Annotated in this window: 10 protein-coding genes; 5 read left to right on the forward strand and 5 right to left on the reverse strand. The window is 38.3% G+C overall.

Features of this window, described 5'->3' with window-relative positions:
- Nucleotides 1-193 precede the first annotated feature (193 nt).
- Complete coding sequence (locus tag ACFE6N_RS04600) at nucleotides 194-829, reverse strand: hypothetical protein (protein ID WP_378934273.1); 636 nt, start codon at nucleotides 827-829, stop codon at nucleotides 194-196.
- A gap of 494 nt (nucleotides 830-1,323) precedes the next feature.
- Here ACFE6N_RS04600 and ACFE6N_RS04605 point away from each other — a divergent pair, with 494 nt between their 5' ends.
- From ACFE6N_RS04605 to ACFE6N_RS04615, 3 genes are read left to right on the forward strand one after another with little or no spacing between them, the layout of a single operon-like run.
- Nucleotides 1,324-2,160, forward strand: coding sequence for a PAS domain S-box protein (locus ACFE6N_RS04605; protein ID WP_378934275.1), 837 nt, complete (start codon nucleotides 1,324-1,326; stop codon nucleotides 2,158-2,160).
- Between the two features lie 24 nt (nucleotides 2,161-2,184).
- Entirely contained in the window at nucleotides 2,185-2,547 is a 363-nt protein-coding gene (locus ACFE6N_RS04610) for a PleD family two-component system response regulator (protein ID WP_145860844.1), read from the forward strand.
- A 17-nt stretch (nucleotides 2,548-2,564) separates the two neighbouring features.
- Nucleotides 2,565-3,092 (forward strand): DUF892 family protein, encoded by a 528-nt coding sequence (locus ACFE6N_RS04615; RefSeq protein WP_378934276.1) that lies wholly within the window; start codon nucleotides 2,565-2,567, stop codon nucleotides 3,090-3,092.
- Here ACFE6N_RS04615 and ACFE6N_RS04620 read toward each other — a convergent pair.
- From ACFE6N_RS04620 to ACFE6N_RS04630, 3 genes are all read right to left on the reverse strand, one after another.
- Entirely contained in the window at nucleotides 3,085-3,678 is a 594-nt protein-coding gene (locus ACFE6N_RS04620) for an HPP family protein (protein ID WP_134203298.1), read from the reverse strand. The genes ACFE6N_RS04615 and ACFE6N_RS04620 overlap by 8 nt on opposite strands.
- A 196-nt stretch (nucleotides 3,679-3,874) precedes the next feature.
- Nucleotides 3,875-4,465, reverse strand: a complete 591-nt coding sequence (locus ACFE6N_RS04625; protein WP_378934278.1) for a DUF1348 family protein — start codon at nucleotides 4,463-4,465, stop codon at nucleotides 3,875-3,877.
- A 392-nt stretch (nucleotides 4,466-4,857) separates the two neighbouring features.
- Nucleotides 4,858-5,382 (reverse strand): TetR/AcrR family transcriptional regulator, encoded by a 525-nt coding sequence (locus ACFE6N_RS04630; RefSeq protein WP_378934280.1) that lies wholly within the window; start codon nucleotides 5,380-5,382, stop codon nucleotides 4,858-4,860.
- 1,304 nt (nucleotides 5,383-6,686) lie between these two features.
- Between ACFE6N_RS04630 and ACFE6N_RS04635 the strand changes: the two genes are divergently transcribed.
- Together ACFE6N_RS04635 and ACFE6N_RS04640 are read left to right on the forward strand one after the other, a co-directional pair.
- A complete protein-coding gene (locus tag ACFE6N_RS04635; protein ID WP_378934282.1) occupies nucleotides 6,687-8,621 on the forward strand; it encodes a glycoside hydrolase family 97 protein in 1,935 nt (644 codons plus the stop codon).
- 163 nt (nucleotides 8,622-8,784) lie between these two features.
- Nucleotides 8,785-10,656: a glycoside hydrolase family 97 catalytic domain-containing protein gene (locus ACFE6N_RS04640; RefSeq protein WP_378934284.1), complete on the forward strand. Its 1,872-nt coding sequence runs from the start codon at nucleotides 8,785-8,787 to the stop codon at nucleotides 10,654-10,656.
- A gap of 495 nt (nucleotides 10,657-11,151) precedes the next feature.
- On the opposite strand, the gene ACFE6N_RS04645 is transcribed toward ACFE6N_RS04640, so the two are convergent.
- A complete protein-coding gene (locus tag ACFE6N_RS04645; RefSeq protein ID WP_090497403.1) occupies nucleotides 11,152-11,886 on the reverse strand; it encodes a GntR family transcriptional regulator in 735 nt (244 codons plus the stop codon).
- Nucleotides 11,887-12,158: the final 272 nt, after the last annotated feature.

Consider the following 12,158-nt stretch of genomic DNA (forward strand, 5'->3'; position numbering starts at 1 on the left):
GTTGATGCTGTAGCTTGGTTATGTTATTACGGACTAACTACGTTCCTTTTCGATAATAAAAGTTACCGGTTGCATTTTATTTGGATCGGTGCTCATGATTGAAACCTTTGATTATAAGCTTTATAATATCAAATTTATTGAACATTTCAAGCCCTTACCATCCTGCAAGGGCTTAAATTTAGTTTCCTCCTCCTCACTCAAAACTCCCTTTCCCAACAACAAAACTGTAAATAACCCAATACTCTATTCCATTCTTTTCAAAATGCCCGATAGGAACATCACCTTTTTCAAAGTAGGCTGATTTGCTTTCGAAAGGAACACCGCAAAGAATAATATTAGGCTCTGTTTGATGATAAACCACATCATTTCTAATGCCTGCAATCGCCATCAATGCCGATAAACTTTTGCTTGATCCTTTTTGGTTATACTTGGGGTGCTGCGGATGTTGATCGGCCCAAACCCATTCACCGCATACCATAGGTTTATAATATTTACCCAGTGGAATATCGAACCTGCGTGGCAAAAAACAAGAGGCTAACGTGCCGTTAGGTGTAATGGTTCCGGTTTCGATAAAGAAATGGCTGATCTGGATCCAATGCCGGGTGAGCTGATATACATATTCCCGAACGGCATTTTGCCCGTCTTCTAAAAATTCTGCCCAACCGCTGTAGCGTGGCAAAGTCATCATGATTTCTGAAACAGTGCCATCAATATGATGTAAGGTGGCCTTTACCGCGCAAATGGCAGGTAATACATTCATGTGGCTGGTTACAGCTGCAACCTGAACAGGGAGCTGTGGGTTTTGTTTTTTACTTTTGGCAGTTTGCATAACCTAAAAATTAAAAAGTATCCTGGCCGCTGCAAACTGCCAAATAACTCTTTTCAGAGATATAGGAAATGTGGGGCTACCACTCGACCAGGAATATTGTTAAAAATTAATTGTTGTTTTGGATCTCTGATGTTTAGTGAAAAAATATATTATTTAACAGTTTGCATCAGCAATTTAGAAATAAAATTTCAAATCGCAAATAATAATTGAAAAATTACCCGAAGAATTTTGGCTGATCGTTTTTCAGTCTGAATGGGGTATGAATTACCCACATTGCGACAAATCTAAGTAGAAATGTAGCATAATTACCACGGTTAACCGTTAATGTTGCCATGATTTGGGTTAAAATCTGGTGATAAAACTGCCATATTAAATCAAAAACTGACAAAATTTTATATCTCATGGAATTATGAAACAATAGCTATAACTATGTGTTGCAAATGCATAGGGTATGAACGGGGGACATGCCTGTTTATCATGCAGAAACATGTAAAATGAAAGATAAATACGTTAATAACCAGGCTGACCTCGAATATTATTTTGAACAATACCCAAACCTGCTGTGCATTGTGGGTGGAGACGGATTGCTGAAGAAAATTAATCCTGCCGTTCAAAATTTATTGGGTTACTCGGATGAAGAGCTGTTTAATTCACCTATAGATGATTTTATCCATCCCGATGATCGGGAAGTTGCTTCTCATGTGAGAACTGCACAGGTCAATAGCGAGCATTTTGCCGAGTATGATAACCGCCTGCTGACCAAGGATGGTAAAATTGTATGGCTTTCGTGGTCCTCTGTTTTTATTGAGCGCGACCAGGTTTTTTTCTCCATTGCCAAAGATATCACCAGCAAAAAAAAGGAAGAAGAACAAAGTCATATTGTCTCCATCCTAAACCGTTTGGGAGAGGAGCAAAGGGCCAGGTTTTCGCAGGAAATTGCCTTTATCAATCCGGAAATCCACCCTGAAGTGCCTGATTTCAGGTGGTTGGGACTCAATGAGACCTTAGCGGTTGCCGACCAGAAGTGGATGGAAAAATTTGAAACGCTTGTCCGCAAACATGCAGGTACGGCTAACCTGAATTTAAGGTTTTTAAGCGCGGAAATGGCCATGAGCGAACGTCAGGTTTACCGCTATATCGATAGGATTGTTTCAATGACACCGAAAAAACTAATTACCATGGTACAAATGCACATGGTGTGGGAGATGATCTCGAAAGGAAAAGAACACAGCCCGGCTGCTTTAGGTAGAATGGCAGGTTTTTCCTCAACCAGCCGGTTTAAAAAAATGTTCTATAAAATTTATGGAATTGATGTTACAGCGCTGCTGTAAATTACAATATTTTAATCTGGGTATATGTATAAAAAAGTATTGGTTATTGATGATGATGAAGAACTTTTATGGCTTTTCGAAACAATTCTTAACCAGGAGCAAATTCAGACCGTTACTTATCATTCTGGTATTCCGTTAGCAGACATTATTGCTACAGCACCTGATCTGGTGTTATTGGATGTGAACATTATCGGATATAAAAAAAGCGGGGTTGATATCTGTACAGAAATTAAAGCCAATAAACACCTCCTCCATACACCGGTTTTGTTGGTATCGGGAGAATCGGATTTAAATGCACTGGCGCGGCGCTGCGGTGCAGATGATTTTATTGCAAAACCTTTTAATATCGATTATCTGATGGATAAAGTAAAGAAACTGCTAACTTAGGGCAATTTTAAAATACTATGTCCGAACAAACCAATCCACCAAATGCCTGGGAAAGGATCAACCTTGGTTCTGAAAGGTTAAAGCTTTTTTTCATCAAGCATCTCGACCGTATTTATACCGCTAAAATACACTTAACCCATAAATTACCCCTGCTGGCCGAAGAGGCCCGTTTTAAAGATCTTCGCAACGCCATTTCCGATACTGTTGGAAATGTGGAGAAGCAGCTTGCCCGCTTGCAGCTGATTTATACCCTGTTAGACAGTGATCCATCAAAAGGCAGTATTCATGGCCTCTCCGGATTAATTGATGATGCCTTCGAAGCCATTAACGAACAGAAAGGAGAAGCAGAACTTCAGGACCTTTCGATTATATTCTACCTCCAGAACATAGAAAGTGTAGAAATGGCTTCTTTTCAGATTTTACAGATGGCTGCAGTCAGGCTCCATAATCCCCATATCAACAAATTACTGAAAGAAAACTATGAAGAAGCAAAGTCTGACCGGACCTTCCTGTTATTAATTTCTTCGAAATATATTGTTAGCTAGTTTGTTTTTTCGCTTTTTTTCTCAATAATCGTCTAAATCTGGTGCGTGTGGGGTAAGTTCTGTTCTTAGTCATATTATTAAAGAGCAAAGCTATCAATAGCAAGATGATACATCCTGATAATACAGGAGAAAGCACGTACCAATAACCTAAACCGGCAATTTTACCGGGAGAGCTTACCGCTATCAAAGCAGTTGCACCACCGGGAGGATGCAGGGTTTTGGTGCATTGCATTACTATAATGGAAAGAGATACTGCCAACGGTGCAGCTAACCAGATAATATCAGGAATAAGCTGGTTGATAGTTACCCCTACCAGGGCTGACAGCACATGCCCGCCAATTAAATTTCTTGGTTGCGCAAGCGGACTTTGGATTGCTCCATAAATTAATACACTTGAGGCTCCGAAAGAGCCTATCAGGAATATGTTCTCTTCCTTTAACAAATAATGCGACTGAAGAAATGCAATTAGCCAGATTCCAACAAAGGCACCAAGAAACGACCAGAAATGTTCTTTATAATCAATTAGGGTTTCTTTGTAGATAATATACTTTGATACCCTGAATGTTCTTCTCATCAATTTCTTCATTAGATTCTGTTTGATATATAAAATTAGTCGAATGATTTTATAATTATGATTTTAATTTATGTGGGTAAAAACATTGTATCAATTTTTCTATAGCAAATGGACCTGAGAAATTTTAAATTCTCAAGTCCATTAGATATGTTCAGATCAATTAGAAAATGTTGGCTACAATTTCTTTTATTTTGAAATTCGAGTTTCACTAGTTAAACTTTCGCTCCTCTTCCTTAATGGGTAAATCATTAATGCTGGCATAGCGCTTTTTCATTAACCCGTTTTCATCAAATTCCCAATTTTCATTGCCATACGCTCTAAACCATTTTCCATCCTGATCCATGTACTCGTATTCGAACCGAACAGCAATGCGGTTATCGGTATGCGCCCAGTACTCTTTTTTGAGTTTATAGTTCAGCTCCTTTTTCCATTTATCAGCAAGAAATTTGATGATGTCAGCTCTGCCATTCACAAACTTATCCCTATTTCTCCATTCGCTGTCCATTGTATATGCCATGGAAATTTTTTCAGGGTTTTGACTATTCCAGGCGTCTTCCGCAAGCTGCACCTTTTGCAAGGCAGTTTCCAATGTAAAAGGTGGGAGCGGATACTTTTTTTCTACTTGCGGAGGCTGTTGGGCTTTTTCGGTAACTGCAATAGCAGAAGTGTTACCGGGAGCATTTTGTAATCCTGCTTTAGCCTGATCATTGGTAAGGGGGTTAGTTGAACCATTTTGTGCGGTTGCTACCGTTTCTGCCAATCTTCCAGCTGCTTGTGGAGTTTGTGTAAGATTTCTCATAACGCTGAGTTTTTTAAAATTTAAAAATGAAGTTTGGTCAACAAAATGGACAATAAAGTTAGCTGATCATTTTTCGTCAATAACATCCTTTCCCGCTGTTGAAAATCAGATCGGTTGCGTGATTTATGATTAATGTTGACATAAACTAATTATTTAACATCACAAATGTATCACATAAAATATATATAGACAAACCTGTCTGTATGTTTTTTGAATATTATTTTTTTTACATCTTTAAGGTGTTGGTAATCAATACGATATTTTTTATTGTGATAATTGCTTCGACGAATTTTTGCTTAGGGTTTTTGGGCAATGTTTATTGGCGATGAAAAGGAATTCTTTTCATCCTATGGACTACAGAAAGATTATTAAATTATTCTTTTTCTAATTTATCAGATTAACTTTTTAATAATCATTTTTGATCTTTCTATCAATTGGTTGGATTTAAACATTTTACTTTCCATTATTGAACTTTCAAAAAGCATGTAAATTTGGTCGGATGTACTTTCATCGTTTATAAGAGATGAAAAAAAATTTCGAAGATCTGTTTTGTGATCCTGAATTACTTTTAAGATTTTAATATTGTCGTCAGGAATCTCTGCCAGGACATTTAGAAAGCTGCAACCTCGAAAATGTTCCTTTGCGTTCATATAGATCAAAAAGTTGAACGATGAGATCACTTTTGATTTTACATCTTTTTCTGCTTTTATAAAATGATCAAGTTCAGCAAACCAATATTTATGCCTTGCCTCCAGGAATGCAACACACAAGTCTTCCTTAGATTTAAAATGCTGATAAAAACTTGCTTTGGCTACATTGGCTTCAGCAATAATCTGATTAATTCCAGTTGAATTATAACCTTGGTTAGCAAAAAGGTTGAGCGCTGTTTCTAAAATTCTTTCTTTTGGTGAAGGCATACTGAGTATTTAACAACCAAAGATAAGAGATATCATTTGTAAATAGACAAACTGGTCTGTGTTTTACTTGTTTTCGGAATCAACTGTCATACGCTAAAATGATTTCTTGCCAAATAGAAATGGGCATTAATGATTTACCAGATAAATGTGAAAGATACATAGGACAAAACCAAGTTGCGCTTAGAAACTCAACACCATACCATAATGCTTAGAGTCGCTATGCTTAACCATGTACAGATATGGTTTGATTAAGGCACAAGTCAGGCCATTGCTTAAACCTGGATGCACTTAGACTCGCGCCAGTGAGGGGTAACTTATATTCTTTTTTTAATCTCCGAAGATATGCTATCGAAGTGGCCTTACTGACATATCACACAACGTATGTTTTTAGTTCCACATAGCTTTTCCTTTTAGCAGTGCCTTAAAGCAAGGCCAAAGATTACCTCGCAAAGCCAGTTACTGCTACAGCCATCAATACTGCTGAGATATTGATTTAGGTTTCGCTCATGGTCCCTTTGTCCTTTGAAAACATTAACGTTTAAACCTGGTTAATTTTGATCTAAATAGATTTTGTTCAATAAGTATTTTGGTGAAATTGTTTTGTTTATGATTGTATAAATCGTTTTATTATCTAAATTGCATTTGTATATACATATTTAATAAAAGAAGGATATAGTTTGCTTAATAAAAGGTATTCATGTTGTTTACCCAATTGACATTTCGCTCGAATTCTGGAATGGCATTAGGATAATAAGAGCCTTATGATGGGAGACTATCAGGTTGTGTTCTTTGAGGATCTCGGGCTGAAATGCCTGGGTTGCTTGATAAAACCCACAAGAATACTTTGCATTAACTACAATGCCGGCACAATTGCTCCCACTTGAGTTGATAGATTTAAGGAAATGTACGTTCTACAACGCCAAAAAGTAAAATGAAATTGGTTTCAGATTATCCAGATATAGGAAAAAATAGTTGAATATTAGAAGTTAAGGCTTATTTCTTCTATGAACTTATGTAGCGAAAACATATGTAAGTCAGTATGGTGTAGATTTTTGGTTGGAAAAATTAATGATTTGTATTCAACATATACTTATAATGAAAACCTGGAATTAAATATCCCCTGGATATTGCTCACGAAAAGCTGGTTTTATCTCCTTTATCGGTTGGTATAAAATTGATCATGTTATTATAAGTAATAACTAAATACTAGAGAAAAGTTAAAAATTAAATGGTGAAAGCGCCTCATGGGCAGCAAAATAAATAAAGGTATGATTAAGCGCGTAATTTTGATTGGAATTATAATTTTGAACACTGTATCCGCATTTGCGAATAAACTATTCTCTCCAGATGGTTTGGTTAAGGTAGAGATACGGGTATCGGACAGGGTTGAATATGATATTTATAAAAATAATTCTTTAATTCTAAGAAACTGCAGTCTGGGACTAGATATTGAAGGCGGGGCTTCCAAAAGAAAGGATCTGCTTAAAAATGTAAAATTATCGAAAATCGATAGAATGATAAGCCCTGTAGTAGCACTTAAATTTGCTCAAATTGAAGATAAATGCAATGTGCTAACGATCAATCTGAAAGTCGGCTATTCGGTTGAGTTCAGGGCTTATAATGATGGAGTAGCCTATCGAATCATCACAAATATGAAAGGCGACTCAAATGGAAAAATTAAGGTTAAAAATGAACATTTAATGCTACCCTTAAATGAAGACTTTGAACTTCACCTACAGCCTGCTAAAGATTTTACTTCCAATTACGAAACAAATTATATTCATTCTGCGATGAAAACATGGAATAAAACGGTACAGATGTCGACCCTTCCAGCTCTTATCGATACCAAAAATGGTGTTAAGGTGCTGTTTTCGGAAACAGCTGTTTTTGATTATCCATGCATGTTTTTAAAGGGGGATATTGATAACGGGATTGTATCTGCTTTTTCAGGTGTAGCCCTTGAGGAAAAAAAACAGGGCGACAGATTTATGCGCATCACCAAGGCTGCTGACTATATTGCTGAAACAGATGCAAAACGATCTTTCCCGTGGCGCTATTTTGTTATCGCCTCCGAAGACAAAGACCTTCTTGAAACTACCTTGCCTGTTAAACTTGCCCCACGGTCTGTCATAACAGATACGGATTGGATAAAGCCAGGCCAGGTGAGTTGGGAATGGTGGAATGCAGCATCTCCATACGGACCAGATGTAAACTTCAAATCTGGTTTTAATCTTGAAACTTATAAATATTATATAGATTTCGCTTCAAAAAAAGGAATTCCCTATATCATCATGGATGAAGGATGGGCAGAAAGCGTTGATGACCCCTATACCCCAAATAAAAAGGTCGATCTCCATGAACTTATAAAATATGGAAAGCAAAAAAAAGTTGATATTATTCTGTGGTTAACCTGGCTTAGTGTGGAACAGAATATGGGATTATTTGAAACGTTCTCGCAGTGGGGTATAAAGGGGGTAAAAATTGATTTTATGGATAGAAACGATCAGTGGATGGTTAATTATTATGAGCGTGTAGCGAAGCAGGCAGCCAGATATAATATGCTTGTAGATTTTCACGGTTCATTCACGCCAAGGGGGTTAGAACAGAAATATCCAAATGTCATATCCTATGAAGGGGTTAGAGGGCTGGAACAAATGGAAGGTTGTCAACCTGACAATACGATCTACCTTCCCTTCATCAGAAATGTTGTTGGGCCTATGGATTTTACGCCCGGGGCAATGATTAACATGCAGCCTGAAGTATATGGAGGCAAAAGGCCAAATTCAGCCGCCGTTGGTACACGTGCCTATCAGCTGGCACTTTTTGTGCTTTTTGAAAGCGGCGTCCAAATGTTGTGCGATAATCCTTCTTTATATTACAAAGAACAGGAATGTACTGATTTTATTGCAAACGTGCCGGTAACCTGGGATGAAACCAGGGCATTAAAGGCTGAATTAGGACAAGTGGCGCTCGTTGCCAAGCGCAAAGGCAGTAGATGGTACATAGGTGGAATAACGAATGGAACGGCCAGGGATTTTAAAATAAAGATGGATTTTCTGGATAAACACAAATCATACCGCATCACTTATTTCGAAGATGGCATTAACGCCGATCGGCAGGCAATGGATTACAGGAGGGTAGTGTCGCAAATTGATACTAATGCTGAACTGATGGTCAAAATGAGCCGAAATGGTGGATTCGCTGCTGTTCTTACAGAAATGCCAGGTGACGGACTTTAAATTTAAAGTCAATATGAGTTCCAGAATACTAATTCTTGAGTATTCAAGTCAGAAATAAATAGGATAAATTTTATGTTCGGTAGTTGATGCGTTGAGGATACCCGATATAATACCGGCAATCGCTGGCTTCTATATTTAATTCAAAAAATCAAAGATTTGTTATATGAAAATCAAAATACTTGTTTTTTTCTTCCTATTTTACGCTGCTTTATTTCATGCCCGAGCCAAAGGCAGATTAGCTGCAAGTCGTGCGGACACCAGTATATTTCCTTTAATTGTTACTTCGCCAGATAACAGGTTACATTTTGAATTGAAACAAGATCAAACTGGGGAAATAAGATATTCTTTTATTGCCAAATCGAAGTTAATTATTTCAGATTCAAAAGTTGGATTCGTTGGCGTGGGCAAGGTCGTACTAGTCAGTTCATCACACCATTCTAAAAATTCTACCTGGAAACCGGTATGGGGAAAAAGGGCAATCGTTCCAGATGTTTACAATGAATCTATCGTAGATTTAAGCGCATATAAAATCATTATCAGGGCATACAATGATGGAATCGCATTCAGATACGAATTTCCTAAACATAAAGCAATTGAGGAACTGACCGAATTTAACTTTAATGGCAATTATACGGCGTGGTATTACAATGGCGAAAATGCTAACATTGGCCCGGAAAAACTAATGGACTGCAATGATAAGCGGTTTCCGGTAATGACAGTTAAGGTTGATGATAATAATTATGTGGCGATTCATGAAGCCAACTTATCCTGGGGGGAGCCTCTTGTTCTGCAATCCAAGAAGGGGCAAACATTATTTACCATAGCGTCAAAACCAAACGATGCATGGAAGGTAATCATGTACGGTACAATGCCGGGAGCATTAGTTGATTCGCATATTCTGGAACTGCTAAATCCGCCGCCAGCAAGAAACCTGGACTTTTCGTGGGTCAAGCCTGGAGTTTCGGTTTGGGACTGGCGGATTGCCGGAGCGCAGGTTGATGGCTTTAGATATGAGATGTCAATTGTTTCATGGAAAAAAATGGTGGATTTTGCATCAAAAAACAACATTAGCTATTTAACCTTGGATGCTGACTGGTATGGCCCTGAATTCGGCAAGGACTCAGACCCGCTTAAAGGAGGGAAAGTTGCTGAGGTACACGAGATCATAGGTTATGGAAAAACAAAAGGTGTCGGTATCTGGCTCTATCTTAACGATGTTGGCGGCCGAAAATTCCCTATCGACTTAACATTGAAGCAGTATAGTGACTGGGGTGCAGCCGGCATAAAATATGGTTTTATGTCCGGGAGTCCGGCAGAAAAAAATGAACGTACGCGAATGATCACCGAATTGTGTGCAAAAAACCGGTTATTGTGCAACTTTCACGATGGTCCAGTGCACCCTTATGGTCAATTGCGTACCTTTCCCAATGCTTTAACGCGCGAATACTGTCAGGCACAGCTGGATGCCGGTACCGCGTTACAGCCTAAAACATTTGTTACCTCGGTATTTGTGAATATGCTGGCCGGGCCTCTTGATATGAACAATGGACTCGCTGATCTTTTGCAATCCGGAAGGACGCACGGGGCTAGTTATGCGACCAATACCACATTGGCTGGAGAGGCTGCAAGAACATTGATAACCTTCTCAGGGGTAACTGTAATACCTGATATCCCAGAAAATTATCAAAAGCATCCGGAAATTCTTCAGTTCATATCCTCGCAAAAAATGCCATGGCTGGATAGCAAGACAATTCAGGGTGAAATAGGGAAATTTATAGTGATGGCAAGACAGGCTAGTGATAAAACCTGGCTAATCGGAGCGGCTACTAACGAACAGTCCCGAGAACTGGACATTCCACTTAACTTTTTAAAAAAGGGTAATTTCAAAGCAATTGTTATCCAAGATGGCGGTGCTTCAGGTTATCATACTGGTAATGAAAGCTATAAAGTGATGGAAAAGACTGTATGTTCGACGGACATCATACATGTTACGCTGGCACCTGGAGGTGGCGCATGCATACTCCTAAAACAATAATGTTACCAGGTCACTACAGGATATTTTTTTTGTTCAAATAGATAATATAAAAAAAGAACTTGTTGACACCATATTCATCGCGAATTACCTAATGCTAACCTTCCGGGGCCAGGACAGGGAGCTGGGGGGAAGATTTTTCGGATGCTTTATCAAAACTAAAGGATCATCGATTTTAGATATTCTTAATCAGAAAACCCACAAGCCCTAAACGAAGTCTAAGTGGGTAAAAATTTTAATCGCCCATCAAAATGCTCCAGTAGCTATCACCATTTATAGGGGAGATGAGATAACTATCAAACAGGTCAATGACATGATGCGGGGTATTTGGTGTAAAAAGAAATGCTATTGGTCTGCCGCTATTGGACGGTCCGGCCGGAGCTTAGCGGATTTATTAATATATGTTGAAACGACAATTAAATTAAGTTCGAAACAGATAGGATCTATTTTTATTTGCATGATATTTATCCTGAAAATGTTCCTTGCATAATCGATCGTTTAGTCTCTTCTGCTTTCCACCGTATAGATAAAGCTATCGGCCTTATAAAAGCCGAGGTTGTATTCAATTGGTTTCTCGTCAATATCATAAACAAAACGTTTCCGGAATAAGATAGGGGAACCTATATCTGTCTCCAGTTTGGCGGCAATGAATTCATCCGCAAGTAAGGCACTGATTTCCTCTTTGGATATCATCGCAACAACCGCATGTTCCTTTTCGAGCATTTCATAAAGGGGCGCTTTGTAATCCTCCTCGCCCGTTAAGCCTACATTTGGATGAAAGTAAGATTCGAAATATACGAAAGGCCCCTCCGGGCGGCCCCTTAAGCGAACCAGTTTCAGCACTTTCTTATCTTCCTTAATCTGAAAAAAACTAGCGAGCCGTTTTTCCGGATAAACCCAGCTTACATGCAATTCAAAATTTCGAATCGGAATTCCCCTGGCGCTCATTTCCTGAGAGAAACTCATCCAGTTTTTGGACTTGGAACTCAGGGATTTTGACTCGGCAACCCTGGTGCCCACGCCTTTTTTCCGGCTCAGCAAGCCGTCGTATACCAGTTTATTGATCGATTGGCGTAAAGTAGTACGTGATATGCCTAATTCTTTTGATAAGTCTACTTCATTGGGAAGCAGTTTGCCGCCGGCATATTCAGGACTTTCAATTAATTTTCGTAACAATGCTTCTGCCTGTACATGTAATGGCACCTGACTTTTATGGTCTATTGTTAGTTTCATACTCAATACAATGATATAAAAAAATCGCTTAATTACATCATGTACATACATGTCATTGTTTTCCGCGACTTAAGCCTCAGTTTAGTCTCATCCGGCAGTCAGGTGCAAAAAATAATCGAATAAAAATTTGGAAGTAACTTATTTAATAATAAATTTGTATGTACATACTAAAGAATGTACTGTCTAACCGGATAATTTACTTAATTTTTAAAATTTTAATCATGTTGAGCCAAATACCCTTTCTAAATACCTTTTATATCGGTTTTAGTGAT

Origin of the sequence: Pedobacter sp. BG31 (genome assembly GCF_042464845.1) — a bacterium.
Taxonomy (GTDB): domain Bacteria; phylum Bacteroidota; class Bacteroidia; order Sphingobacteriales; family Sphingobacteriaceae; genus Pedobacter; species Pedobacter suwonensis.

What these genes read in the sequence shown, in the direction of transcription:
- ACFE6N_RS04600 (WP_378934273.1), bottom strand. Translation starts at nt 829, where the DNA reads ATGCAAACTGCCAAAAGTAAAAAACAAAACCCACAGCTCCCTGTTCAG.
- ACFE6N_RS04605 (WP_378934275.1), top strand. Translation starts at nt 1,324, where the DNA reads ATGAAAGATAAATACGTTAATAACCAGGCTGACCTCGAATATTATTTT.
- ACFE6N_RS04610 (WP_145860844.1), top strand. Translation starts at nt 2,185, where the DNA reads ATGTATAAAAAAGTATTGGTTATTGATGATGATGAAGAACTTTTATGG.
- ACFE6N_RS04615 (WP_378934276.1), top strand. Translation starts at nt 2,565, where the DNA reads ATGTCCGAACAAACCAATCCACCAAATGCCTGGGAAAGGATCAACCTT.
- ACFE6N_RS04620 (WP_134203298.1), bottom strand. Translation starts at nt 3,678, where the DNA reads ATGAAGAAATTGATGAGAAGAACATTCAGGGTATCAAAGTATATTATC.
- ACFE6N_RS04625 (WP_378934278.1), bottom strand. Translation starts at nt 4,465, where the DNA reads ATGAGAAATCTTACACAAACTCCACAAGCAGCTGGAAGATTGGCAGAA.
- ACFE6N_RS04630 (WP_378934280.1), bottom strand. Translation starts at nt 5,382, where the DNA reads ATGCCTTCACCAAAAGAAAGAATTTTAGAAACAGCGCTCAACCTTTTT.
- ACFE6N_RS04640 (WP_378934284.1), top strand. Translation starts at nt 8,785, where the DNA reads ATGAAAATCAAAATACTTGTTTTTTTCTTCCTATTTTACGCTGCTTTA.
- ACFE6N_RS04645 (WP_090497403.1), bottom strand. Translation starts at nt 11,886, where the DNA reads ATGAAACTAACAATAGACCATAAAAGTCAGGTGCCATTACATGTACAG.